This is a genomic window from Pseudomonas sp. S2_A05, from assembly GCF_054668485.1.
This window is the reverse complement of sequence record NZ_CP162775.1, coordinates 5792189-5817635: the sequence shown is the minus strand read 5'-3', so window position 1 is coordinate 5817635 and position 25447 is coordinate 5792189. Positions and strand designations below refer to the sequence as shown.

General features: G+C 60.3%; 18 protein-coding genes and 1 pseudogene. 12 read left to right on the top strand and 7 right to left on the bottom strand.

The genetic code is table 11. The features are described from left to right. Positions 1–53 precede the first annotated feature (53 nt). The 4 genes and pseudogenes from AB4O12_RS26230 to AB4O12_RS26215 all read left to right on the top strand — a co-directional run bounded on the left by AB4O12_RS26230 (position 54) and on the right by AB4O12_RS26215 (position 5078). A pseudogene (locus AB4O12_RS26230) lies at positions 54–1618 on the top strand (MBOAT family O-acyltransferase). Positions 1619–1628: 10 nt separating this feature from the next. Then, on the top strand, positions 1629–2801 hold the full coding sequence (locus tag AB4O12_RS26225) for an alginate O-acetyltransferase (RefSeq protein WP_110646400.1): 1173 nt from the start codon (positions 1629–1631) through the stop codon (positions 2799–2801). A gap of 14 nt (positions 2802–2815) precedes the next feature. Then, positions 2816–3472: an alginate O-acetyltransferase AlgF gene (locus AB4O12_RS26220; RefSeq protein WP_016771605.1), complete on the top strand. Its 657-nt coding sequence runs from the start codon at positions 2816–2818 to the stop codon at positions 3470–3472. 154 nt (positions 3473–3626) lie between these two features. Continuing rightward, on the top strand, positions 3627–5078 hold the full coding sequence (locus AB4O12_RS26215; RefSeq protein WP_024011673.1) for a mannose-1-phosphate guanylyltransferase/mannose-6-phosphate isomerase: 1452 nt from the start codon (positions 3627–3629) through the stop codon (positions 5076–5078). A gap of 79 nt (positions 5079–5157) precedes the next feature. Here AB4O12_RS26215 and AB4O12_RS26210 read toward each other — a convergent pair whose 3' ends face one another. Further along, a complete protein-coding gene (locus tag AB4O12_RS26210) occupies positions 5158–7902 on the bottom strand; it encodes an RHS repeat domain-containing protein (RefSeq protein WP_460059963.1) in 2745 nt (914 codons plus the stop codon). A gap of 170 nt (positions 7903–8072) precedes the next feature. Between AB4O12_RS26210 and AB4O12_RS26205 the strand changes: the two genes are divergently transcribed. The 3 genes from AB4O12_RS26205 (at position 8073) to AB4O12_RS26195 (ending at position 10854) form a co-directional block, all read left to right on the top strand. Beyond that, positions 8073–8537, top strand: coding sequence for a hypothetical protein (locus AB4O12_RS26205; protein ID WP_056783040.1), 465 nt, complete (start codon positions 8073–8075; stop codon positions 8535–8537). A 35-nt stretch (positions 8538–8572) separates the two neighbouring features. Beyond that, positions 8573–9397: an SDR family oxidoreductase gene (locus AB4O12_RS26200; protein WP_460059961.1), complete on the top strand. Its 825-nt coding sequence runs from the start codon at positions 8573–8575 to the stop codon at positions 9395–9397. Positions 9398–9558: 161 nt separating this feature from the next. Then, positions 9559–10854 (top strand): hypothetical protein, encoded by a 1296-nt coding sequence (locus AB4O12_RS26195; RefSeq protein ID WP_460059959.1) that lies wholly within the window; start codon positions 9559–9561, stop codon positions 10852–10854. Positions 10855–10899: 45 nt separating this feature from the next. Here the strand turns inward: AB4O12_RS26195 and AB4O12_RS26190 are convergent, their stop codons facing one another. The 4 genes from AB4O12_RS26190 to AB4O12_RS26175 form a co-directional block, all read right to left on the bottom strand. After that, entirely contained in the window at positions 10900–11766 is an 867-nt protein-coding gene (locus AB4O12_RS26190) for an efflux RND transporter periplasmic adaptor subunit (RefSeq protein WP_150636181.1), read from the bottom strand. Positions 11767–11776: 10 nt separating this feature from the next. Next, on the bottom strand, positions 11777–11977 hold the full coding sequence (locus AB4O12_RS26185) for a DUF1656 domain-containing protein (protein ID WP_016771611.1): 201 nt from the start codon (positions 11975–11977) through the stop codon (positions 11777–11779). After that, positions 11967–14159 (bottom strand): FUSC family protein, encoded by a 2193-nt coding sequence (locus AB4O12_RS26180; RefSeq protein ID WP_460059958.1) that lies wholly within the window; start codon positions 14157–14159, stop codon positions 11967–11969. The genes AB4O12_RS26185 and AB4O12_RS26180 overlap by 11 nt, the downstream gene beginning before the upstream one ends. A gap of 139 nt (positions 14160–14298) precedes the next feature. Next, positions 14299–15798: an efflux transporter outer membrane subunit gene (locus AB4O12_RS26175; protein WP_460059957.1), complete on the bottom strand. Its 1500-nt coding sequence runs from the start codon at positions 15796–15798 to the stop codon at positions 14299–14301. Positions 15799–16070: 272 nt separating this feature from the next. On the opposite strand from AB4O12_RS26175, the gene AB4O12_RS26170 reads away from it, so the two are divergent. The 4 genes from AB4O12_RS26170 to AB4O12_RS26155 all read left to right on the top strand — a co-directional run bounded on the left by AB4O12_RS26170 (position 16071) and on the right by AB4O12_RS26155 (position 20571). Further along, on the top strand, positions 16071–17039 hold the full coding sequence (locus tag AB4O12_RS26170; RefSeq protein WP_024011667.1) for a LysR family transcriptional regulator: 969 nt from the start codon (positions 16071–16073) through the stop codon (positions 17037–17039). Positions 17040–17452: 413 nt separating this feature from the next. Further along, positions 17453–17827, top strand: coding sequence for a DUF6124 family protein (locus AB4O12_RS26165; RefSeq protein WP_095180412.1), 375 nt, complete (start codon positions 17453–17455; stop codon positions 17825–17827). A 1120-nt stretch (positions 17828–18947) separates the two neighbouring features. Next, a complete protein-coding gene (locus AB4O12_RS26160) occupies positions 18948–19922 on the top strand; it encodes a 2-hydroxyacid dehydrogenase (RefSeq protein WP_095180411.1) in 975 nt (324 codons plus the stop codon). Between the two features lie 139 nt (positions 19923–20061). Then, entirely contained in the window at positions 20062–20571 is a 510-nt protein-coding gene (locus tag AB4O12_RS26155) for a DUF2165 domain-containing protein (RefSeq protein WP_110646394.1), read from the top strand. A gap of 18 nt (positions 20572–20589) precedes the next feature. Here AB4O12_RS26155 and AB4O12_RS26150 read toward each other — a convergent pair whose 3' ends face one another. Further along, the gene (locus tag AB4O12_RS26150) at positions 20590–21492 is read right to left on the bottom strand and encodes a DMT family transporter (RefSeq protein ID WP_460059956.1); all 903 of its coding nucleotides are present in this window, start codon (positions 21490–21492) and stop codon (positions 20590–20592) included. 140 nt (positions 21493–21632) lie between these two features. On the opposite strand from AB4O12_RS26150, the gene AB4O12_RS26145 reads away from it, so the two are divergent. Beyond that, a complete protein-coding gene (locus AB4O12_RS26145; protein WP_460059955.1) occupies positions 21633–22508 on the top strand; it encodes a helix-turn-helix domain-containing protein in 876 nt (291 codons plus the stop codon). 464 nt (positions 22509–22972) lie between these two features. On the opposite strand, the gene AB4O12_RS26140 is transcribed toward AB4O12_RS26145, so the two are convergent. Next, positions 22973–25402, bottom strand: coding sequence for a TonB-dependent siderophore receptor (locus tag AB4O12_RS26140; protein ID WP_460059954.1), 2430 nt, complete (start codon positions 25400–25402; stop codon positions 22973–22975). Positions 25403–25447: the final 45 nt, after the last annotated feature.

The following is a 25447-nucleotide window of genomic DNA, read 5'->3' as shown; positions in this document are numbered from 1 at the left end:
GTTTGGGGGGGGCTTTGGCCCTTGACTGTTGGTTCAAACATGGAGAGATCGGGATGGTATTTTCATCCAACGTGTTCCTGTTTCTGTTCTTGCCGATCTTTCTCGGCTTGTACTACCTGAGCGGGCAACGCTATCGCAACCTGCTGCTGCTGATCGCCAGCTACGTGTTCTACGCCTGGTGGCGGGTGGACTTCCTCGCGCTGTTCGCAGCGGTCACGCTGTGGAACTACTGGATCGGCCTCAAGGTCGGTGCCGCCGGCGTACGAACCAAACCGGCGCAGCGCTGGCTGCTGCTCGGCGTGGCCGTCGACCTGTGCATACTGGGCTACTTCAAGTACGCCAACTTCGGTGTCGACAGCATCAACGAGATCATGACTTCGTTCGGTCTCGAGCCGTTCATCCTCACCCACGTGCTGCTGCCGATCGGTATTTCGTTCTACATCTTCGAATCGATCAGCTACATCATCGACGTGTACCGTGGCGACACTCCGGCCACGCGCAACCTGATCGACTTCGCGGCATTCGTGGCGATCTTCCCGCACCTGATTGCCGGCCCGGTCCTGCGTTTTCGCGACCTCGCCGATCAGTTCAACAACCGCACGCACACCCTCGACAAGTTCTCCGAGGGCTGCACGCGGTTCATGCAGGGTTTCATCAAGAAGGTCTTCATCGCCGACACCCTCGCCGTGGTCGCCGACCATTGCTTCGCCCTGCAGAACCCGACCACGGGTGACGCCTGGCTCGGCGCACTGGCGTACACCGCACAGCTGTATTTCGATTTCTCCGGTTACAGCGACATGGCCATCGGTCTGGGCTTGATGATGGGTTTCCGCTTCATGGAAAACTTCAAACAGCCGTACATCAGCCAGTCGATCACCGAGTTCTGGCGCCGCTGGCACATCAGCCTGTCCACCTGGCTGCGTGACTACCTGTACATCACCCTCGGCGGTAACCGCAAAGGCACGTTGATGACCTATCGCAACCTGTTTCTGACCATGCTCCTGGGTGGTCTGTGGCACGGTGCGAACATCACTTACATCATCTGGGGCGCCTGGCACGGCATGTGGCTGGCGATCGAAAAAATGCTCGGCCTGAACACTTCGCCGCGCAGCCTCAACCCGATCCGCTGGGCACTGACTTTCCTGCTGGTAGTAATGGGCTGGGTGATCTTCCGTGCCGAGAACCTGCACGTTGCCGGGCGCATGTACGGCGCGATGTTCAGCTTCGGCGACTGGTCGCTGTCGGAACTCAATCAGGCCAGCCTCACCGGCCTGCAAGTGGCAACCCTGGTGGTGGCTTACGTGACCCTGGCCTTCTTCGGCCTGCGTGATCTGTACACCAATCAGCCGCCAGCCAAGACCAAATCTGAAGTCAACGTCGAGGCCGATGGCCCTGCCACGGCGACGCCGGGAATGATCAAGGCAGCGCCTGGGAAAATCCGGCGAGCATCCACGAACCTGGCTACACCGTTGGCGTCGAAGCCCAGGTGCAACCGGCTTACTGGACCGCTGACTGGTCGCGCTACGTGATGCGCGGGCTGATCCTGCTGCTGTTCATCGCCTCGATTCTCAAACTCTCGGCGCAAAGCTTCTCGCCGTTCCTTTACTTCCAGTTCTGAGGGATCTGACATGACCCGCTCATTACGCATCTTCTACATCGCCCTGTTCCTGGTGACGCTGTTGGTCCTCGGTCTGTGGTCGGTTCGCAGCTTCTTCGGCTTCAGCACCAACGCCGATGCGACGGTGCTCAACGGCCGCTGGACCAAGGCGGTGGAAACCCACTACGACGATGAATTCCCGATCAAGCGTCTGGGCACCAACCTCTGGGCCGCGCTGGATTTCAAACTGTTCAACGAAGGTCGTCCGGGCGTCGTGCTCGGCCGCGACCAGTGGTTGTACAGCGATGAGGAATTCAACCCGATCGTCAACGAACAGCAGAACCTGCAAGGCAACTACGCGCTGGTCGAAGGCGTGCGCCAGACCCTGAAAGAGAAAGGCGTGAAACTGGTGATGGCGATCGTCCCGGCCAAGGTGCGTCTGTATCCGGAGCATCTGGATGAAGTGAAGCCTTCGAGCATTCACCAGAACCTGTATCAGGATTTCCACGCCCGTGTCGCGGCCGACAAGATCCTCGCCCCTGACCTGCTCGGCCCGCTGCAACAGGCCAAGCAGAACGGTCAGCAAGTGTTCCTGCGCACCGACACCCACTGGACGCCGGAGGGCGCCGAGATCGCCGCCAACACGCTGGCGAAAACCATTGCCGAGAAATTCCCGCTGAGCGGCGAGCCACAGCGCTTCGTTACCACGCCAGCAGAGAAGGTCACGCACAAGGGCGATCTGCGTCTGTTCCTGCCACTCGACCCGCTGTTCGAAAACATGATGCCGGCGCCTGAGCCACTGCTCAAACGCAACACCGTTGCCGCCGAACAGCCTGCCGGTGACGACGCCCTGTTCGCCAACAGCGAAGTACCGGTCGCGCTGATCGGCACCAGCTACAGCGCCAACCCCAACTGGAACTTCGTCGGTGCGCTCAAACAAGCGCTGCACAGTGACGTCGTCAACTACGCCGAAGACGGCCACGGCCCGATTCTGCCGATGCTCAGCTACCTGAAAAGCGATGACTTCAAGAACAGCCCGCCACAAGTGCTGATCTGGGAGTTTCCTGAACGATATCTGCCTGTGAACAACGAAATCGGCGACGCCGACCCGCAGTGGGTCGCAGAGCTCAAACAAGCCGGCGCCCGCCAACAAAACGTAGCCATCAACACTAAATCCGAGACGCCCGATCGGGCGCAAAACTGAAAGAGAGGTACACCATGACTTTCACTACTACTCCTCGTCGTCTCGCTAAAAGCTTCGCACTGGTTGCTGGCCTCAGCGTACTTTCCGTCCCAGCCTTCGCCGGCGGCGACGCCGCGCTGTACGGCCCGACCGCTCCGAAAGGCTCGACCTTCGTGCGTGTCTACAACGCCAGCAACGCTGAAGTCAGCGCGACTGTCGGCAGCACCAACCTGAGCGACATCGCGCCACTGGCCAGCAGCGACTTCAGCTTCATGCCGGGCGGCGATTACAGCGCCAAGGTTGGCAGCCAGACCCTGCCGGTCAAACTCGCCGGCGACCACTACTACACCCTGGTCAACAACGCTTCCGGCGCGCCACAACTGATCGAAGAGCCGCCGTTCAAGAACAAGCAGAAATCCCTGGTGCGTGTGCAGAACCTCAGCGACAAGCCGCTGACCCTGAAAACCGCCGACGGCAAGACCGAAGTGGTGCCGAACGTCGCTGCCAAGGGCCGTGGCGAACGTGAAATCAACCCGGTGAAAGTCAGCCTGGCACTGTACGAAGGCGACAAGAAAGTCGGCGACGTGAAACCGGTCGCTCTGGAGCGTGGTGAGGCAGCCGTGCTGTACGTCACCGGCAACGGCAGCAACCTGTCGCCAGTCTGGGTGAAACGCCCGGTGTCGACTCGCTAATCCTTTTGTGAACTGACGCAGTACCCCTTGTGGGAGCGAGCCTGCTCGCGAATACGGTCTGACATGCAACATCAATGTCGACTGAGCCATCGCCATCGCGAGCAGGCTCGCTCCCACAGGGCTCTAACCAAATTGATTTTATGGAGTAAACACTATGATTCCGGTGATCTTGTCAGGTGGTAGCGGTTCGCGTCTGTGGCCTCTTTCGCGCAAGCAATTCCCCAAGCAATTCCTCGCCCTGACCGGCGAACACACACTGTTCCAGCAAACCCTCGAGCGCCTGGTGTTCGAGGGCATGGACACGCCAATCGTGGTCTGCAACAAAGAGCACCGTTTCATCGTCAACGAGCAACTGGCCGCGCGCAATCTGGAATGCCAGCGCATCCTGATGGAACCGTTCGGCCGCAACACTTCGCCGGCCGTAGCATTGACCGCGATGATGCTGGTCAATGAAGGTCGTGACGAACTGATGCTGGTGCTGCCGGCCGACCACGTGCTGGAAGACCAGAAAGCCCTGCAACGTGCGCTGGCCCTGGCGACTGTCGCTGCCGAGAACGGCGAGATGGTCCTGTTCGGCGTACCGGCGACCAAACCGGAAACCGGCTACGGCTACATCAAATCCACTGCTGATTCGCTGCTGCCCGAAGGCGTCAGCCGCGTCTCGCACTTCGTCGAAAAACCGGATGTGAAGCGCGCCACCGAGTACGTCGAATCCGGCGGTTACTACTGGAACAGCGGCATGTTCCTGTTCCGCGCCAGCCGCTTCCTCGAAGAACTGAAAAAGCACGATCCGGACATCTACGACACCTGCCTGCTGACCCTTGAGCGCAGCCAGCAGGACGCCGACACCATCACTTTCGACGAAGCCACCTTCGCCTGCTGCCCGGACAACTCCATCGACTACTCGGTGATGGAAAAAACCCAGCGCGCCTGCGTGGTGCCGCTGACCGCTGGCTGGAGCGATGTCGGCTGCTGGTCGTCGCTGTGGGAAGTCAACGAGAAAGACGCCAACGGCAACGTCAGCAAAGGCGATGTGGTCATCCAGGACAGCAAGAACTGCATGATCCACGGCAACGGCAAACTGGTCTCGGTGATCGGTCTGGAAAACATCGTCGTGGTCGAAACCAAGGACGCGATGATGATTGCCCACAAGGACAAGGTCCAGGGCGTCAAGCAGATGGTCAACACCCTCAACGCCCAGGGCCGCAGCGAAACCCAGAACCACTGCGAAGTCTATCGTCCGTGGGGCTCGTACGACTCGGTGGACATGGGCGGGCGTTTCCAGGTCAAGCACATCTCGGTCAAGCCGGGCGCGTGCCTGTCGCTACAGATGCACCACCACCGCGCCGAACACTGGATCGTGGTCAGCGGCACCGCCGAAGTGACCTGCGACGAGAACGTGTTCCTGCTCACCGAAAACCAGTCGACCTACATCCCGATCGCCTCGGTGCATCGCCTGCGCAACCCGGGCAAGATCCCGCTGGAAATCATCGAAGTGCAGTCGGGTTCGTACTTGGGTGAAGACGATATCGAGCGTTTCGAAGATATCTACGGCCGCTCCACCCCGATCGAACGCGGCGTGTCGGTGAAAACCATCGCGCAGTAATCGCCTGCTGAAACAAGAAGCCCTCGTCCAGCCCGTTGCGTTCCCTATCCGCAGCGGGCTGGGCGGGGGCTTTTTTTGTCTAGCCGAAGACTGAATTGCGGCGTCTCGCCAGTGGTGAATCTTCATCGACCGACTCGCCTTCCGTCGCCTGCGCCAGCCCCGCTGGACCTTGTGTAAACGCGGCTGCAAACAGTTGCTGCGCCAACGGTGTGGGCGTTGATTCCGGTTCTGCGAACAACGGCTGCCGCCGGGTCGATCGATTGAAGGACTGCAAGTCGACCGCCGGACTGTTCGAGGAGATGGCAAGAGGCACGGCAACGGGTGTGCTGAGCAGTTTGTACTGAATCCGCGTCTGAGCCTCGGAAACCTGCATGGCATTGCCCATTGCCACACTCAGTGAGCCCACCAACTGAACTGCGGGGTTAGCGGCGTGCATCAGCAGATTTCCGCCGATCTGGAAGCCTTTGGCCACGGCACCGCGCCTGGCTGCAAGCACTTGCGGTTCTTCGACAGGGCTGTTGAACGCAACGGACATGGGTCCCATGATCCGGCTGGTGGTCTCCTCCCCCAACACCCGATTCATTGTCGAAGAAACGAATTCACCGGAGTGGTACAGCACGGCCCCCGAAGGTGGCGCGGTGTGCGTCCGCGCGGCGGCAATGACATGTGCCTGATGTGTGTTGAGCACGGAGTTGTCCCGGGCTCCCAGCTCTGCCAGCGCTACCGGTATTTCGCGGCGATAGGCCTGGACGTCGGGATTGGGGTCATTCTCGAAGTAACGGCGCACTGGCTGCATGCCGGCGGCTTGCACGGGATTGACCAGTTTCTGGTCGGCAAGATCGTGATACACCCGGTCGCCAGCACGCTTGTCGGGCTTGTCGGGCTTGCGCCCGTCGCTGTCCCTGTAAGTCATTGGGTTGTTGCGCAGCGCGCGGTAGCGATTATGGCCGTCGATCGCTCCACCAGGATCGCTGTTCAGCCAGCGTTGCAGCCACGGGACGTAATAGCGAAACCCGTAATAGTAAAGTCCCGTGGCGTCACGTTCCTTTGCCGAATACCGCGCGGTCTTGTAGCTGACGTCGGGTTCTTCGGCCCACGCCGTTGCACCGAATGGATAAAAATGCTCGCGGCTGATCAGTTGCGCATCCGCGTCCAGCTCAAGACTGATTGAGCCCAGATGATCATTGAAACTGTATCGGTAGAGATTATTGAGGCCGGTCGGCGGTGCGCTTTGCCAATGCAGGACGCGTACGATATTGAGTCCGGTCCGCACGATGATCACCTGCAGGCTCTCACCGGTGCCGGTATCGGTGCGTAATTCCAGCGCTGGCAGATAACGCACCTGTGCAAGAAGACTGCGTGCAGAGGCCCGTGACGAACGCGTCTTGCATACCCGCTGACCGGCGCCGTCATAGAGATAGCTTTCACGATCATCGGCATCTGTTCGGCGTGAGACGACCACGACCGAGTCCAGCTGGCAACGCAGATTCCACTGCAACCGGCGTCCCTGATCCAGCAACAGCAAATTACCCCGCGAATCGAAAGCTGCAGCGATCTCTGCTTCAGAGGGCGGCTTACCGTCATGCCACGGCAAACACCGATTGCTAAAGCGTGCGGCCTGCAGTTGATGACCTGGACTTTGTTGGCCGACGTGAGTCAGCCCGCGCAAATTGCCGCCGACGTCGTAATGATAACGCTGGCTGTAGTTGGCGACAGCGGTCGGCCCGCCACCGCCAACGCCGGCCTCCCAGCCAGTGGCATGGGACAACTGATAAAGACTGTCATAGCGGTAACGACTGACCGGCTCGATACGCTGGTTGGCGAACCAGCGCACGGGCAATGCCTGGTCTTCGATACTCGTTACATTGCCCATCGGGTCGTAGGCGTAGATCAGATGCTGCAGCACATTGCCTAGATTGTCCTGAGCATGGCGCGTGAGCAGGCGGCCGTCTTCGGGACGGTAGCTCAGCGTAGTCAGCACGCCGTTGCCTGCCAGTTCATGAGTGACTTGTCCGTAAGCGTCGTAGCGAATATCACTGACGACCGAATGGTTCTGAGTCTGAAGTTTGAGCCGTATTTCAACTGCGCGTAACTGGCCGTGGAGAGTCAGTGCGAAGGCCTGCCGATTGCCACCGGCATCGAACTGTTCGAGCACAGGTCCCAGCGGGGCATAGCGCCATTGTGTGGTTGCCCCTTGAGGTTCGAGCAACTTCTGTCGATCGGCGATAGCCTCTGGCCAATCCGCGGCAACCGGCTCAAGCGTGAAGTGACGGATGTTTTCACTGCACTGCCCGGTGATCGCAAACTGCGAGAACAGAACACTGCCACCGGGATCGTCATGACGAATCACTTGACCGAGCTGATTGCGCAGCGGATCGCCCGCGCCGGGGCGGCCATAGGCAAGGCGCTCGGAACAACGGCGAGGTACGCCGGTGCCTTCCTCGAACACCGCGACAGGTCGCAACAAGTCATCGTATGCAATTTCGCGGCATGTGCCACGGCTGTCCCAGTTGCACAACGTCTGGCCGGCCAAACCGGGCAACTGGACCTGGACTCCCGCATCGGTACTGTCCGAGCGCAGCGCGATATCGTTCAAGGCATGGACAGTGGTGAGGCTGGCGGGCGCTTGTGGATCATTCGCCTGCAACGCCCACAATCGCGCATCCCATTGTTTGACTGCACGGCCGGCGTTGTCGCGCAACGTCCGCTCGATCCGGGGCTCGCTTGCCAGCGCCGCATCGGCGCGCCAGTAGTTGACGCTGAGGATGGCCAACCCGCGCGGATCGTTCACGGCAAGCGTTGGCGTATTGCTGTGGATGCCCATAGTGCGTCAACGTCCCAGTGTGCCCTTGGCTCATGAGAGCAAGCGCGGAATCGCATTCCTACTGTCAGAAATTACAGTCCCGACCAACGGTGCGCACAAACTCGTCCCGAATACCCATTGCGCCAAGCCTTCGGTAGGATGGGGCTCACTCACCCACGGAGCGCTCACGCATGTTCATCGGCATCCTGCTGGTCATTACCTGGTTGATCCTGCTGCTGCGCTACCCGGCCAAGGCCTTGCCGGTTTCGGTAGCCGCTGCGATTGGCCTGGGTTTCGTGGCCATGTGGGTGGTGTGGCTGGACAACCGCGAGATCAAGCAACTGGCGCGCCTGGAACTGCGCATTGCCTACGCTCCCGAGCAATGCCCGGCCGACCGTCCGCTGCAATTGAAAATGAACAATGGCAACAATGTGCCGCTGACCGAGCTGCGCTGGCGCATCGCCGCTTATGCGCCGGGCGATACGGTCAACCTGGCCGACAATCAATACACTGCCCCACGCTATCGCGGCCCCGGCGAATTGCAGGCCGGCGCGACCTGGGAAGACTGCTTGCCACTGCCGCCGCTGCGCCCCGGCTATCGTCCGCAAACCCTGGAGTTTCGCGCCGAGCATTTGCAAGGTAGTTTCTCCGACTGATCCCCTCCCCCGACTGTTTGCACAAGGAATGCGCCATGCCCGTTGCGTTGATTACCGGTTGTTCCAGCGGCATCGGCCGCGCCCTTGCCGACGCGTTCAAAGCCGCTGGCTACGAAGTCTGGGCCAGTGCGCGCAAGGCTGAAGATGTCAGCGCGCTGAGCGCTGCCGGTTTCACCGCTATCGAGCTGGACGTCAACGATGGCGCCGCGCTGGAACAACTCGCCGAGCGCCTCCGCCAGCAACATGGCGGCCTCGATGTACTGATCAACAACGCCGGTTACGGCGCGATGGGGCCGCTGCTCGACGGCGGCGTGCAGGCGATGCAGCGCCAGTTCGAGACCAACGTGTTTTCGATTGTTGGCGTCACCCGCGCGTTGTTTCCGCTGCTACGTCCGGCCAAGGGGCTGGTAGTGAATATCGGCAGTGTGTCGGGTGTGCTGGTCACACCGTTTGCCGGCGCCTACTGCGCGTCGAAAGCGGCGGTGCATGCGCTTAGCGACGCGTTGCGCATGGAGCTGGCACCGTTTGGCATCCGTGTGATGGAAGTCCAGCCCGGTGCGATTGAATCGAGTTTTGCGAAGAATGCCGGACATGAAGCCGAGCAGTTGATCAACGAGCAATCGCCGTGGTTTCCCCTGCGTGAAGGCATTCGGGCACGGGCCAAGGCATCGCAGGACAAGCCAACACCGGCCAGTGAGTTTGCGGCTGAGCTGTTGAAAGCGGTGCGGCAGAGCAAGCCGCCACGGCTGGTTCGCATCGGCAACGGCAGCCGGGCGTTGCCGTTATTGGCGGCGTTGTTGCCGAAGGGTTTGCTGGAATCGACGTTGATGAAGCGGTTCGGGTTGCGCGCCAGGCTCTGATCCCCAGTCGTTGCGACCATCGGTAGCCAGACCTGTCAGAGTTGACAGTAGGCGCCCTCTAAGCGAAGGCCTATCGTGAGTTCAAGCCAGGTGAACAGTGTTAAGACCGTGTTAGCGCCCGGCGAATCAACCGACCTCACGACAACCGCGCAGGGACGTATATGGCAATCGCAGAGAAGGCCGCGAACATCAGGGCGACAATCGACGCTACATGGGGAAGCGGCCAAGGCAAACTTCAACTTGACGATATATTCCAGGATGACCCGACGAAGTCCCGGCCCCTCACGGGGTCGACGCTGCTGAGCGATAAATCGTTGCTGGTCACCAGTACCTTCGACAAAGGCGTCTTCTTCATTTCCAAGCTGAACCACTTGGGTGCCGTAGACCTGGCGTTTGGGGTCGCAGGGCGTGTCACGGGTTCGTTCCTGGCCAATGAGCAGGCCTCTGGCGGGCCGATTGCAGAAGGTGCCGATGGGCGGCTGTTCATGGCAGGCAGCACAGCCAATGAGCAATCGAACGAGGTTAGCGCTGCGATTCTCTGCCTTGACAGCAAAGGCAATCGAGTGAGCAGCTTTGGCGAGAATGGCCAAGTCATCATCGATCCCCCAAACACACAACGGCTTACGAAAAAAGGCCCGGCATTCGTCTTCGCGCTACCCGATGGCAGCGTTATTGTCGGCGTTGATTACCACACGCCTGACGTGCTCAGGGCGCACCTTTACAAATTCGATGCGCAAGGCGCACCCGTGAAGGCATTCGGCACAGATGGCCGAGTTGAAATTAATCACGGGATGCCGCATGCATCGACTTCACTCAGCGACGGTTGCGTGCTCGACAATGGACTCTTGTTATTTGCAGGCTACGAAAAATACGAGCCCGACGTGAACACGGACGGTCTCCTCGTGATGTTGAATTCAGACAGTGGCGCGCTCCATGAGAGTTTCGGCCTCCCGGAAAGACCCGGGGTTGTGGTAGTCCGGTACAACTTCATGGGTGCCGAACTCAATACTGTGAGACAGCGAGCCCCTGATAGATTTACGGCATCTGGCTACACCAACATGGGCAGCGGTGTCAGTGAGCGATACGGCATGTTGTTCGCCTTCGATGAAAAAGGTAAGCCCGATTTTGACGTTTTCGGCAATCCGAATATCATGCCGCTTCCAGCAGATCTCGGCAGCGACAGGCGAGTCAACTGGGCGGACCATGTTCCTTTCGCTGATAACATCGTAGTTTCTGGTGGAGACGAGAAGGGCAATTATATTGCCTGTGTGAAAGCACGCAGCGGTGGCTACAACTCCGATTTTTCAGACGCGGGTGGCGTCATCCCCCGCGAGGAGACCACCGACTCTCTCTCCAGGCTTCATTATCAGCAGGCCCCAGGCAAATTGATTGTTGCCCTCAACATCAATCCAGAAAACCCTCTGGGTTGTCTGTATCGCTACAACATTTCCCAGTAGCTGGAAGCATCACCGCGTCGCCCTGGTCAGGGGCGACGCGGTCGATCAATTGCCTGCCAGGTCCTGCTTCACCACTACCGTGCAAGTAATCCCCGCCGCCAGTAACACGCCCTCTGGCACCTCATCAATATGAATCCGCACCGGCACGCGCTGCGCCAGCCGCACCCAGTTGAACGTCGGGTTCACGTCGGCAATCAGTTCGCGGCTTTCCGGGTTGTCGCGGTCGTAGATCCCGCGCGAAATGCTTTCGACATGACCCTTGAGCACTTCGCCGCTCATCAATTGCATGTCGGCTTGGTCACCGACTTTGACGTGCGGCAACTTGGTTTCTTCGAAAAAGCCGTAAACCCAAAATGAATTCATGTCGACCACGGCCATCTTCGCCTCGCCGATACGTGCGTAATCGCCGCGATGCACATTGAGGTTGGTCACGTAACCGTCCACCGCCGCACGCACTTCGGTGCGTTTCAGGTTGAGTTCGGCGGCTTCCAATTGCGCCTGGGCGTGTTGGTAATCGGCCAGCGCGGCGTCAGCGATGTTGCTGGCGTCGTCGCGGTTTTCCTTGGAGATCACCAGATTGTCGAGGTCGGCGCGGCGGTGCGCGTTGACCTTGCGCATTTCCCAGGTCGACTTGCGCGAAGCCACCAGTGACTGCGCCTGCTTGACCGCGATGCGGTAGTGCTCGGGGTCGATGCGCATCAGCAGATCGCCCTTCTTCACCAGTTGGTTGTCACGCACCGGCACTTCGACTACCTCACCGGTGACGTCGGCGGCAACGTTAATGATATCGGCACGCACGCGACCATCGCGGGTCCACGGCGTGTTCATGTAGTGCTCCCACAACGTGCGGCCGATCCACAGCGCCAGGGCCAGAACCAGCAGGGTCGCGAGCAGGCTGAAAAACTTTTTCATCAAGATGTTCTCAACGGTAGACAGTCAGCGCCATGGCGCCGAACAGACAGGTAAACAGGCTCAGACGCAGCAGCGCCGGGTGCCAGAAAAAACGGTACAGGTCGAACCCCGAGAGGAAGCGGTCAACTGCCCAGGCCAGTCCCGCAGCAATGAAAAACATCAGGGTCATGGTCGGCATGTACACGCCGTGGAAGGCGATTTCACGAGGCATGGGCGAGTCCTTCGGGCCTGGCAGAAGCGAATTCGGCGAGGGGTGATTGCGGGTCGAGCAGCGAGGTGCGGATGAAATGCAGGTAGCTTTTCACCCGGCGCAACGCCGAGGTATCGAAGTGCGGCGCGAACGGCTCGTCGGTGGCGGCGACGCGGCTGATCGCGTGATCGACCGCCACCAGTGCGCGTTCGAGATTGCTCGCGTTCGACTGCAAAAACAGCCGCACCAACGCACGCCCCATCACGCGGATTGCCTGGCGCCACGGCTGCGATTCGGCATACGCCGGGTGCACCGGCAGGATCGCCTGTTCCTTGCGCAATTCGATGATCGCGTGGCCGACTTCCAGCACCACGAACATCCAGCGCAGCAGACTCTTCTGCACTTTCGGTTGCCCTGCCGCGAGGCCATAGGCCTGATGCAGCAGATCGCGGGTGCGGCTCTCGAAACGCGAGGCCAGGCCCTTGAGTTTGCCGCTGATCGCGTAGACCACTTGGCCACGCAGATCCTGCTCCAGGCGCTGCCACAGCCAGCGACTGTTCGGCGGCAGAATGATCGCCCCCGCCGCCGCACACACGAGCATGCCCATGACCATGGCGATGTAGTCGTTGATGAAGGTGTAGGGGTTGTAAATCGTGAGATTGTCCGGCACTGAACCGGTGCTGAAAAAGATCAACAACCCGAGGCCGACACCGGCGTATTGCGGTCGTGAAGCGAGGAACGAACCGAGCACGATCACCGGCGCGAGCATCACGCAGAGCAAGGGGAAACCGTCGATCAGCGGGAAGATGAAAAACATCTCGACGAAGCCGATCAGTGCGCCGAGAAACGTGCCGCAGGCCATTTGAAAGGCCATGCGTTTGGGGTTCGGTGTCGCGGCGGAAAGGCCGACGGTGGCGGCGGCGATCAGGGTCATGGTCGCCCCGCTCGGCCACGCGGTGGCGACCCAATAACTGCCCAACACAATCAGGATGAACGAGGCACGAATCCCCGACGCGGCCGCCGCCCACCAGTTGGTTTGCGGAGTGAACGGCTCGTCCCAGCGCTCGCGTTCGTGGCGGTGCTCGGCCAGGGACGCGTGGGTCTGTGCATAGCTGTGCAGGTCATCGACGAAGCGGTAGAGCAATTCGTAGGCGGTGTGGAAATCCAGTTGTTCGGCTTCGCTCGGAGCAGTGTCCTGAAAGATCCCGCGCAGGGTTCGGACACGTGCCGGCAGACCTTCCTTATAGGTGGCCAACGCGGTCGCCAAACGTGCCGCATCGGGGCTGGTCAGGGCGCGACCGCTGAAGCTGTCGAGCACTTCGGCGAGGTCCTGCAAGCCCGGTTTGATCGCCGCCACGACATGCTCTTCGCCATTGCCGCGCAGGCGTTCAAGCAACTGATGCAAGGCGTTGAAGCGCGTGGTGATGCTCATGAACTCGCTGTTCAAACGACTCAGACGACCGTTGCGCCGGCGCATGTGCGGGTCTTCGAACACTGTCACGCTGCGCAAGCCTTCCAGGCCGACGGCTTCGGCAATGAAGCGCACGTTGCTGGCTTCGAACGCCTCGGCTTTGCTGCGCCCGCGCAAGCCATCGGTGACGAACAAGGCGAACACACCGAAGCGCTGATACAAGGCGTTGCGCATCGCCGCGCTGGCGGTCTGCGGCAGGATCGCCGCGCTGATCAGCGTCGAACAGAGAATCCCCAGCGAGATCTCCAGCACCCGCCACACCGCCGCCATAAACGCGCCGTCCGGGTGCGCCAGCGCCGGTAATCCGACCATCGCTGCGGTGTAACCGGCGAGGACAAAACCATAGGCGCGAAAGTTGCGGCAACGCGCGGCACCGCCCGAGCAGATGCCGACCCAGATCGCCAGCGAGCCGAGAAACAGCTCCGTGTTCTGCGCGAACAAAGCGATCAGCGTGACCATCATCGCCGACCCGGCCAGCGTGCCGAGCAAGCGATAGAAACTTTTGGCGAACACCTGACCGCTCTGCGGCTGCATGACGATGAACACCGTGATCATCGCCGTACGCGGTTGCGGTAGTTCCAGCCGCATCGCCAGCCACAGGGTGAGAAACGCGGCGAGCAACACCTTGAAGATATACACCCAGGTCACGCCATCGCTGCGTGCCCAGTCGAAAAAACCGCGACGCCATTCCAGGGAGTGGAGCCAGCGCAGGGGGGCGGGCAAGGAGGTCATTGAAAATACTCAGGCATGCAATGCGGACTCGAAACCTGTGGGAGCGAGCCTGCTCGCGAAAGCGGCGTGTCAGGCAACATGTTCATTGACTGATACGCCCTCTTCGCGAGCAGGCTCGCTCCCACAATGGATGCTGTGTTCAACGCAGGAGCGCCGGGGTTTTCGGGGCTTGGGTCTGCTCGGCTGTCGGCACGTCATCACCGGCACCGAGGCCGCCACCCAATGCCGTCACCAATTCGGCATGCGCACTCAAGCGCGCCGCCTGGACCTGCTGCTGCACTTGCTGTTGCTTGAACAGCAAGGTCTGCGCATTCAGCACATTGAGGTAATCGGTGAGGCCGCGTTGGTAGGCGATCATCGCGATGTCGTAAGTCTTCTGCGCGGCAGCCACGGATTCGGCGGCGAAGTCCTGCTGCTTATCCATCGATTCGCGACGGATCAACTGGTCGGAAATGTTCTTCAGCGCGTTGATCAGGGTCTGGTTGTAGTGCGCCACGGCGATGTCATAACCGGCCGCCGCTTCGCCCAATTCGCCACGCAGTCGACCGCCGTCGAAGATCGGCAACGAGATCGCCGGGCCGACGTTGTAGTTGAGTTTCTTGCCGGTCAGAAACTCCAGCGCGCCGCCGCCAGTGGCCATGTAGCCGAGGCTGCCGACCAGATCGACGTTGGGGTAGAAACCGCCGTGGGCGACATCGATGCCGCGCGCCTGCGCCGCCACTTGCCAGCGACTGGCGACCACGTCCGGACGCTGGCCGAGCAGTTCGGCGGGCAATGCCGAGGGCAACTTCAACGGCGCCGCGAGGGACAGCGTCGGCCGTTGCAGTTGCGCCGCCGCGCCCGGGCCTTTACCGGCCAGCGCAGCAATCTGGTTGCGGCTCAGGGCAATTTCCTCGTCCAGCGCATCGAGTTGGCGATGGGTTTCCGGCAACGGCGTTTCGGCTTGGCTGACTTCGAAATGCGTGCCGATACCGCCGCTGAGGCGTTTCTGCGCCAGATCGAGAATCTGCTGTTGCTGCTGGAGCGTCGCCGCGACGATGTCGCGCTGGGCGTAATGCAGCGACAACTCGATGTAGGCGCGGACCAGATTGCTCTGCAGTTCCAGCTGCGCCAGTCGCGCCTCGGCCACGCTCACATGGGCCAGATCCACCGCGCGTTCACTGGCATTGCGCTCGCGGCCCCAGAGGTCGAGGGCGTAGCTGAAGCCGAGCGCGGCGTTGTTGTCCCATGTGGTGGTATTGGCCAGTTCGCCGGGGCCGTAGAACTGATCGGTCGGCCAGTTGTGTCGCTTGAGGGTCGACTCGCCATTGATCTGCAACGCCTCGGCCGCTTCGGCAACACCGGCCATGGCCTTGGCCTGACGCACCCGCGCAGCGGCCATGGCCATGCTCGGGCTGCCTTGCACGGCGAGGTCGATCCAGCGATTAAGTTGCGCATCACCAAACGCCTGCCACCATTGGGCGCTAGGCCAGTGGGCGTCTTTGGCGGCCTCGGCAATGGCCGCGTCGGTGGCCAGTGAATCGGCCGCGAGTGCCTCGCCGTGAGGGGCAATGCCTTGGGTAGAGATGCAGCCGCCGAGAGCCAGGGTTAAAGCCAGAACACTGAGCGGCAAAAGCGCTCTGTTGATGCGACGCGGCACAGCTGCGAATTCCTGAGAAAGGGATCAATCGAGGGACTTGTGTAGGAGCTGCCGAAGGCTGCGATCTTTTGATCTTTTTAAAGACAACATCAAAAGATCGCAGCCTTCGGCAGCTCCTACAGGGATCGGCGCAATTCTATGGAGCTGCCTGTGCGGCGATAAGCTGGGATTTCTGTGAATCTTTGTTACGGTTAACGAGATAATCCCTTGGTCGGGGGTCTCAGCCCCTGAAACTTCGTGTCACAATTTGCCATCTCCCTTGAGAGCACCCCATGGACACTTTGCAAAACATGCGCGCCTTCAGTTGTGTTGCCGAAGCGGGCAGCTTCACCGCCGCCGCCGTGCAACTGGACACCACCACCGCCAACGTCTCGCGCGCGGTCTCCAACCTCGAAGCCCATCTGCAAACCCGTCTGCTCAATCGCACAACCCGGCGCATCGCCCTGACCGAAGCCGGCAAGCGCTACCTGCTGCGCTGCGAACAGATCCTCGCCTACGTCGAAGAAGCCGAAGCGGAAGCCAGCGACGCCCACGCGCGCCCGGCCGGCCAGTTGAAAGTGCACACCATGACCGGCATCGGTCAGCACTTCGTCATCGACGCCATCGCCCGCTACCGCAAGACCCACCCCGACGTGACCTTCGACCTGACCCTGGCCAACCGCGTGCCGGACCTGCTCGACGAGGGCTACGACGTGTCCATCGTGCTGGCCAGCGAACTGCCCGACTCGGGCTTCGTTTCGCAGCGCCTGGGCATCACCTACAGCATCGTCTGCGCCTCGCCGGCGTACGTGAAAGCCAACGGCGCTGCGCAGAAACCCAGCGACCTGCTCAACCACGCCTGCCTGCGCCTGGTCAGCCCGGTGATCCCCCTGGAGAAATGGGCCTTCGACGGCCCGGACGGCCAGGAAACGGTCACCATCAACAGCTCGCCGTTCCTGGTGAACTCCGCCGACGCCATGAAAACCGCCATCACCAGCGGCATGGGCGTCGGCGTGCTGCCGGTCTACGCCGCCATCGAAGGCCTGCGCAACGGCACCCTGGTGCGCGTGATGCCGAACTACCGCTCGCAGGAACTCAACCTCTACGCGATCTACCCGTCGCGGCAGTACCTGGATGCCAAGATCAAAACCTGGGTGGAGTACTTGCGTGGGTCGTTGCCGGAGATATTGGCGGCGCATCAGGCGGAATTGGTCGCGTATGAGTTGAGCGGGAGTCTGGCTGGCGCGCGCGTCGCCACCTGACTTTAAACACCGCTGACTTCGTGCAGGAGCTGACGAGTGCAACGAGGCTGCGATCTTTGGATCTTGCTGTTTAAAAATCAACGGATCGCAGCCTACGGCAGCTCCTACATCGCGGTGTTTACGGGGAAGTTTCCGACAGGTTTTGCAGGTTGTCCGTCGGAAGAGCGCTGGCTAGGATTTGGCGGTTGCTGACGAATCAGCGACCGGGTCTGGAAAACCCGCAGGATCACAGCGCATGACATAATGCCGCGCTCTTTCAGCGCCGGTATTCAGTTATGGCGGCTGTACGTGGGAGACCTTCGGGTCTGCCGGGTTTGATCCTTTGCCGGTTTTTCCAGTCCGCGTACAGCTGCCACCCCTTTCGCCTGGAAAACGAAAAATGGCAGCTCCATAAATCCAAAAGGATCTTTGCCATGTTCAAACCCACACCCAATCCCCCCGAATCCGCAAGCACCTCCCCCTACCAATCCCCCGACTCGAAAAAACTCCACGACGCCGCCGAGCGTGCGCTGGATCACTACCTCAAACCGTCCGCCAGCGCGCAGCAAAACCACAAACCCAGCACCATGTTCCAGGTCGCCCCGGACCAGGACAACGAAAGCCTGCTGGCCCACGCCTGCGAATCCCTCGCCTCGGCCAGCATCATGAGCAGCGACATCGCCGCCCACGTCGACAGCCCACAACGACACACCATACTGGCCATCCAGCAGGTGATCATGCTGGCGGAACTGGCGGTGAACCGGGTGCTGGATAACTACGAAATCCATCAGCTCCCGTCACGCAGCTGACCTCCCGGGAGCGAGCCCGACCGCGAGGGCTTCGGCACATTCAACATTCGAGGTGTCAGATAAACCGCTTTCGCGAGCAGGCTCGCTCCCACAGTTGGAATGCGTGCACCAGTGAGAAACAGGTCGGCTGTCAGGCCGCTTTCGCTGGCAAGCCAGCTCGCACAGGGACGGGGTGAATCTGGCAGAGATGGGTTGGCAGTGGAGACGCCTTCGCGAGCAGGCTCGCTCCCACAATTCTGGATCGTATACATCAGCAAGATATGAGTCGGCTGTCAGGCCGCCTTCGCTGGCAAGCCAGCTCCCACAGGGACAGGGTGAATCTGGCAGAGAGAGGTTGGCTGTGGAGACGCTTTCGCGAGCAGGCTCGCTCCCACAGTTTGAATCGAGTACATCAGCGAGAAACAGGTCGGCTGTCAGGCCGCCTTCGCTGGCAAGCCAGCTCCCACAGGGACGGGGTGAATCTGGCAGAGATGGGTTGGCAGTGGAGACGCTTTCGCGAGCAGGCTCGCTCCCACAGTTTGAATCGAGTACATCAGCGAGAAACAGGTCGGCTGTCAGGCCGCCTTCGCTGGCAAGCCAGCTCCCACAGTTTGAATCGAGTACATCAGCGAGAAACAGGTCGACTGTCAGGCCGCCTTCGCGAGCAGGCTCGCTCCCACAAAAGCAAAGGCAAAGCAGCGCAGCTGCCCGCGGCGCAGCCGCCCCACTCAACAATGAGCGCAAGCTCGAGTGCTCTTGATCTTGATCCACCGGCGACGTCGGAAGGCTGAGCGGAGGGATTGATCCGGGAGTGGGAGCGCAGCGACCGTACGACGCAGTCGTACACAGCGAGTGTAGGTGCAGCGAAGCAAACCGGAGCCGCTGCGCCCGGATCGATCCCGCAGCGAAGGAACCCGAGCCTGCGAGGGCCGAACGCAGGAGCTAGCGTTTTTTGCTTACTTTTTTAGGCGCTTGTAAAAAAGTAAGTCGCCGTCAGGCGAAACCGCCAGCCGCCGCCCCGAAACCTTCGGATATTCACACCAGACAAACCCAAGGCATGGCCGGCCCAGAGGCCGCCAAGACAACCCGAGCGAGAAAATGTTAGCGTGCTTGCAATCAAGCCCCGACGAGCCCAAGCCCAATGAAAAAAACAGTCCTGGCCTTCAGCCGCATCACCCCGCCCATGATCGAACGCCTGCAAGAAGAATTCGACGTCATCGTCCCCAACCCCAAGACCGGTGATATCAACGCCCAGTTCAACGAAGCCCTGCCCCACGCCCACGGCCTCATCGGCGTCGGCCGCAAACTCGGCCGCGCACAACTGCAAAGCGCAACAAAACTCGAAGTGGTCTCGAGCGTCTCGGTCGGCTACGACAACTACGACCTCGACTACTTCAACGAACGCGGGATCATGCTCACCAACACCCCCGACGTGCTCACCGAAAGCACCGCCGACCTCGCCTTCGCCCTGATCATGAGCAGCGCCCGCCGCGTCGCCGAACTCGACGCCTGGACCAAGGCCGGGCAATGGCAGGCCAGCGTCGGCGCCCCGCTGTTTGGTAGTGATGTGCACGGCAAGACCCTCGGCATCGTCGGCATGGGCAACATCGGCGCCGCTGTCGCCCGGCGCGGGCGCTTCGGCTTCAACATGCCGATCATCTACAGCGGCAACAGCCGCAAGACCGAACTGGAACAGGAGCTCGGCGCGCAGTTCCGCAGCTTGGATGAACTGCTGGCCGAAGCCGATTTTGTCTGCCTGGTAGTGCCGTTGAGCGACAAGACCCGCCACCTGATCAGCCATCGCGAACTGGCGCTGATGAAGCCGAGCGCTATTCTGGTCAACATCTCGCGCGGCCCGGTGGTCGACGAACCGGCACTGATCGAAGCCCTGCAAAACAACCGCATCCGCGGCGCCGGGCTGGACGTCTACGAAAAAGAACCGCTGGCCGAATCGCCGCTGTTCCAGTTGAAAAACGCCGTGACCCTGCCGCACATCGGCTCGGCCACCACCGAGACCCGCGAAGCCATGGCCAACCGCGCCCTGGCCAACCTGCGCAGCGCCCTGCTCGGCGAACGGCCGCAGGATCTGGTCAACCCGCAAGTCTGGCGCGGCTGAAAAAAGGGCCGGCGCAACATTATGCCGGCCTTCACCTTACATAACTTGCAACCGAACAAAAACGCCAGACCAAGTAACAGCAATATAAGCTCTCGCAACTTATCAACTTATTGATTAATTGCCATGGAGAGCCAACCTCGTGAACACCCTGACCACCGACAAACTCATTCGTTACAGCAAAGTCATCTTGATGGCTTATATAAGTTTCTTTGGCCTGCTGGTGATGATCCATAACTTCACTGACTATGAGTCCAACTACACTTACGTTGCACATATCCTGAGCATGGACACCACCAACGCCAGCGAAAACATCATGTACCGCGCGATCGATTCGCCGATGATCCATCACCGGATCTACTGGTTCATCATCACTATGGAAGTCACCTATACCGTGCTTTGCCTGATCGGTACTTACCAGTTGTATCGCTACATCGATGCCTCGCCAGCGGCATTTCATGAAGCCAAGAGATTTTCGATCATGGGCATATTGGTTGCCATCTTCATTTATTACGTGTGTCTGCAAACTGTAGGTGTCGAATGGTTCGACATGGACACTTCGCAATCCTGGAATGCCAAGGACTGGGCGCGACATATTGTCGACTTCATCTTCCCGGTAATGATCTACATCACTTTAAAAGTTGAGCGCTGAGTATCAGCGCTCGCTTTATCAAGCCAACTTCCCTTGACCTGCAGACAACAGCACTTTCGGTTTACGAAACACCAGCACGTTGCCCAACATCACCAACACCAGCCCGACCAGCGCCGGTGCGGTCCATTGATAACCTTCGGCAAACGCCGACACGTTCAGGGCCACCACCGGGAACAGCACCGTGCAGTAAGCCGCCCGCTCCGGGCCCATGCGCCCGACCAGCGTCAGGTACGCGGTGAAGCCGATCACCGAGCCGGGAATCACTAGATACAACAGCGCACCGACATATCGCGGCGACCAGTCCATGGTGAAGGGTATGCCGTTGAAAAGACACCAGACCGTCAGCATCGCCGCGCCGTAGGCCATGCCCCAGGCGTTGGTGGTCAGCGGTCTGAGGCCGGCCTTCTGTTGCAGGCTCGAAAGCATATTCCCCGCTGAAAAACACAAGGTGCCACACAACGCCAGACCCAGCCCCAGCAGGGTTTGCGGACTGGCCTGATGCCCGGCCAGTTCCGGCCAGAACAACAGCCCCAGACCGAACAGCCCCAGCGCACCGCCCATCAACACATTGCGCGCAATGCGCTGGCCGAAAAACACCCGCGCATTCAGCGCGTTCCACAACGTCGCCGTAGAAAACACCACCGCCACCAGACCGCTGGGAATCCACTGGCTGGCCGTCAGAAAGCACATGAAGTTCACACAGAACAGACAGAGCCCTTGGGCCACGCAGATCAAATGGCCTCGGCGGTTCATCGGTTGCAGGCGCCGGCTGAGCAGCAACAACGCAAACAACACGAACGCGGCGAGGCCGAAGCGATAGACAATCGACACCGGGATTTCAACCACGCCCAATTGCCATTTCAAGGCAATCCAGGTGGTGCCCCAGATCAGCACGGTCAGCAGGTACAACGACAGGTTCATGGCCAACACTCCTTAAACAGGCCTTGAGTGTCAGCCTCGGCCATCATTCGGCGCTTGCACAATCTTGCGCTTTTGTCTGGCGGCAGGCTGGCAGGGCGGCGTCTACGGAGTAGGATGCAAGGCGTTGGAGAGAACAGAACATGGCTGCTATCGATACCCTGCAAGTCTTTCAAGCCCTCAACCGCTCGCCGAATGCACGTCTGGTGCACAGCGCCGAGCTCGGTGACGGCATGTCTGCGGCTTTGTGGACCAACCACCACGATGCCCAGGAATACGAAGCGCCAAGTCATCACACGCTGTCCTGCTACGTCGCCGGCGGCACCGGCACATTCCGTCGTGGCCAGCCGGGCCGCAAGGGCGGGCCGGACAAGCTGTGCATCCTGCCGGCCGAGCATGAATCGGGCTGGGTAATCAATGGCGATATTCGTCTGGCGCACCTGTATTTCAGCGCCGAACAATTCGCCCTCGGTTGCGTGACTTTGCTCGATCGCGAACCGCGCGAGATGCAATTACGCGAGCAGACTTTTCTTGAAGATCCGCAGCAGGCGCAGCGCTTTCGGCAGTTGCTGAACCTGAACTGGCAAGAACCGGCCGAGCGCTTGCTGACCAGCAGCCTCGCCCATGAATTGATCAGCCACACCTTGCTCAGCCAGGTCGGTGCGCGACAGGGCTTGCGCTTGAAGGGCGGACTGGCGCCACATCAGCGCCGACAACTGGTGGAGTTCATCGACAACCAGTTGGCCGAGCCGATCAGCCTCGGGCAACTGGCCGGGCTGTGTGCACTGTCGGAATATCACTTTGCGCGGATGTTTCGCCTGAGCTTCGGCCTGCCGCCGCATCAATATGTGCTGGCGCGGCGCTTGAGCCGGGCGCGGGAATTGTTGCGCGGGACGACGTTGCCCTTGGGGGAGATTGCGCTGGCGTGCGGGTTTGCCAGTGCGAGTCATTTTACTAATCGGTTCAAGCAGGTTTTGGGTGGGACGCCGGGCGAGTATCGGCAGGCGTTTTTGCGTTGAGCCCTTTTCCCCTCACCCCAGCCCTCTCCCAGAGGGGAGAGGGGGCCGATCGAGTTGTCTTGCACTGTACGTCGACCTGAAACACCGAATCGATTATGGATTCAAAGCAACACATTCAAGTCGGTGTACCTCTGGAATATCCCACGGTCAGCGCCCTCTCCCAGAGGGAGAGGGGGCCGACCGAGTTGTCTTGCACTGTACGTCGACCTGAAACACCGAATCGATTATGGATTCAAAGCAACACGTTCAAGTCGGTGTACCTCTGGAATATCCCACGGTCAGCCCCCCTCTCCCAGAGGGAGAGGGGGCTGACCGAGTTGTCTTGCACTGTACGTCGACCTGAAACACCGAATCGATTATGGATTCAAAGCAACACGTTCAAGTCGGTGTACCTCTGGAATATCCCACGGTCAGTCCCCTCTCCCTCCGGGAGAGGGCTAGGGTGAGGGGCTTTTGATCTTGCCTCAAAACTCCAGCGTGCTGGAAAGCGAAACCTGCCGCGCATCCCCCATCGACACAAAGAAGCGACTCGCCGAAGAGGTGTAATAAGTGCGATCAAACAGGTTCTTCACGTTCAACTGAAACTTGACCTTCTGCCCCTCAACCGTGGTGTCGTAAGTGGCAAACGCATCCGCCACGGTATAGCTCGGCAGGTCAAAATCATTCACCGCGTTGCCGGCACGCTCGCCGACATAGCGCGCGCCCGCCCCGACACGCAACTGATCGCCGCCAAACACATTGCCGAAGTCATACACCGCCGACAGCGAGCCGGAATTCTTCGCTACGTTTTGCAGGCGCTTGCCTTTGTATTCCGGGTCTTCGGTGACTTCGGCATCGGTGTAGGCATAGCTGCCGATCAGGTTCCAGCGCTCACTGAGTTGCCCGCTCAGGTCGACTTCCAGCCCGCGTGAACGCACCTCGCCAGCGGCGCTGTAGATCGTCGTCGGACCTTCGGAGTTGGCCACCAGTACGTTGCGTTTCTTGATGTCGAACAACGCGATATTGCCGGTGATGCTGCCCGGCATATCCAGCCGCGCACCCAGCTCCCACGACTTGGCTTCTTCCGGCGCAATGCTGCCGTCGAGCACGGTGCTGCTGCCGCTCAGCGGGGCGATGGTCGAGTTGGGTTTGAAGGATTCGGTGTAGCTGCCGTAGAACGACAGCGCGTCGGTGTAGCGATACACAAGACCGGCGCGCGGTACCCACTTCTGGCCATTACTGTCGGTGTTGGCCTTGAACGGCACGCCTTTGCCGGCGTACTGGTCGTACTCCTGAAAACGGCCGCCAGCGACCAGAATCCACTGCTCGTTGAGGTGAATCGAATCCTGCAGGAACAGCGAATCGCTACGCAGCTTATCGGTCTGCGCGCTGTCGGGCGCACTCACCGTAGTGCCCATCACTTCGCGACCATAGACCGGATTGAGATAGCTGAAGGTGCTCAGGCTTTTCTGCCGGATCAGATCTTCGCGGTAGATCTTGCGGTACTCGTCATCGACGCCGAACACCAGATCATGCTGCATGCCCAGTACATTCACCTTGCCTTCGAGGCTGGCGGTGGTGAAACGATCGGTGCTGATCGCATTCTGGGTGCCGTCCATGCTGCGGGTCAGTGTGCCTTTGTTGGTGTCGATCGCAGTCACGCGCACTTGGCTGGCATCGTAGGTTTCGCGGTTCCAGCTGTAGCCGAAGTGGGCTTTCCAGTCGTCGTTGAGTTCGTGGTCGGCTTCGAAATGGTACAGATCCGAGCGCCCTTCCATGTCGTTGAACGGCTCATCGAGACGCTGTTTGCGCGAGATATCCAGCGGATGGTTGGTGCGCGGATCGATCAGCGTGCCACGGTCGAAGGGGGTGAGAAACTCGCGGTGCTCGTAGGCGAACAACAGCTTGGTGCGCTCGCCGTACCAGGCCAGCGACGGTGCGATCAGCGTCTCGCGGTGGGTGCCGAAGTTGCGCCAGTAATCTTCGTCTTCGTGATCGACGACCATGCGATAGGCGAAGCCGGAATCGCCCAGCGCACCGGTGCTGTCAAATGCGCCACCGCTACCGTTCTTGCCGTCACCGTAGGTCGAACCGCGCACGGTCACGGCGTTGTACTGGGTCAGTTCCGGCTTCTTGCTGACCAGGTTGACCACGCCACCCGGATCCTGAATCCCGTAGAGCAACGAGGCCGGGCCTTTGAGCACTTCGACGCGATCCACGGTCGCGTTCATGCCACGGCCCTGCACCAGCGGCATGCCGTCGCGCATGATCGAACCATTGCGATTGTCACCGAAACCGCGAGTCATCACCGAGTCCTGGGTACTGCCCAAGGTGTTGCCCTGGGTGATGCCACTGACATTGGCCAGCGCGTCATCGAGATTGCGCGGCGCCTGATCGCGAATGACCTGCGCCGGGATGACATTGACCGTCTGTGGAATTTCTTGCAGCGACGCCGATGAACGCATCACCGAACTGGTTTCCGGCGGCTGATAGCTCATCGATTCGTCGCGCGTGGACGTGATGGTGGTGGCGCCGAGATTAAGCGCCCCTTCGGTCGGCAACGGCTCCAGCGCCAGGGTATGACTGTCGGTGCGGCGAAAGCTCAGGCCGGAATTGCCGAGCAGACGTTGCAGGGCCTGTTCGGCGCTCATCTGGCCGTTGACTGCCGGAGCATTGAGGCCGTACGGCGCTTCATCGGTGTAGACCACGCTTTGCCCGGTCACGCGGCTGAAGTCGCTCAGGGCTTGCGGCAACGGTTTCGCGGCGAGGGCAAAATTGAATTGCTGTTGCGCCTGATTGCTCACCGCTTCTGCCGCCAGGGCGATACTCATCGGCAGCAATGCCAATGATGAAAAACTCAACGCCGACACGCTTAACCACTGTTTGACCGAACCGGATTTTGCCCTGGACTTCATTGCTCAATGACCTGTGTAGAACCGCAACGGATGCGAATGGCTCGC

Excerpts from the sequence above, each read along its gene's own strand:
- AB4O12_RS26225 (WP_110646400.1), top strand. The coding sequence starts at position 1,629 with ATGACCCGCTCATTACGCATCTTCTACATCGCCCTGTTCCTGGTGACG.
- AB4O12_RS26220 (WP_016771605.1), top strand. The coding sequence starts at position 2,816 with ATGACTTTCACTACTACTCCTCGTCGTCTCGCTAAAAGCTTCGCACTG.
- AB4O12_RS26215 (WP_024011673.1), top strand. The coding sequence starts at position 3,627 with ATGATTCCGGTGATCTTGTCAGGTGGTAGCGGTTCGCGTCTGTGGCCT.
- AB4O12_RS26210 (WP_460059963.1), bottom strand. The coding sequence starts at position 7,902 with ATGGGCATCCACAGCAATACGCCAACGCTTGCCGTGAACGATCCGCGC.
- AB4O12_RS26205 (WP_056783040.1), top strand. The coding sequence starts at position 8,073 with ATGTTCATCGGCATCCTGCTGGTCATTACCTGGTTGATCCTGCTGCTG.
- AB4O12_RS26200 (WP_460059961.1), top strand. The coding sequence starts at position 8,573 with ATGCCCGTTGCGTTGATTACCGGTTGTTCCAGCGGCATCGGCCGCGCC.
- AB4O12_RS26195 (WP_460059959.1), top strand. The coding sequence starts at position 9,559 with ATGGCAATCGCAGAGAAGGCCGCGAACATCAGGGCGACAATCGACGCT.
- AB4O12_RS26190 (WP_150636181.1), bottom strand. The coding sequence starts at position 11,766 with ATGAAAAAGTTTTTCAGCCTGCTCGCGACCCTGCTGGTTCTGGCCCTG.
- AB4O12_RS26185 (WP_016771611.1), bottom strand. The coding sequence starts at position 11,977 with ATGCCTCGTGAAATCGCCTTCCACGGCGTGTACATGCCGACCATGACC.
- AB4O12_RS26180 (WP_460059958.1), bottom strand. The coding sequence starts at position 14,159 with ATGACCTCCTTGCCCGCCCCCCTGCGCTGGCTCCACTCCCTGGAATGG.
- AB4O12_RS26170 (WP_024011667.1), top strand. The coding sequence starts at position 16,071 with ATGGACACTTTGCAAAACATGCGCGCCTTCAGTTGTGTTGCCGAAGCG.
- AB4O12_RS26165 (WP_095180412.1), top strand. The coding sequence starts at position 17,453 with ATGTTCAAACCCACACCCAATCCCCCCGAATCCGCAAGCACCTCCCCC.
- AB4O12_RS26160 (WP_095180411.1), top strand. The coding sequence starts at position 18,948 with ATGAAAAAAACAGTCCTGGCCTTCAGCCGCATCACCCCGCCCATGATC.
- AB4O12_RS26150 (WP_460059956.1), bottom strand. The coding sequence starts at position 21,492 with ATGAACCTGTCGTTGTACCTGCTGACCGTGCTGATCTGGGGCACCACC.
- AB4O12_RS26145 (WP_460059955.1), top strand. The coding sequence starts at position 21,633 with ATGGCTGCTATCGATACCCTGCAAGTCTTTCAAGCCCTCAACCGCTCG.
- AB4O12_RS26140 (WP_460059954.1), bottom strand. The coding sequence starts at position 25,402 with ATGAAGTCCAGGGCAAAATCCGGTTCGGTCAAACAGTGGTTAAGCGTG.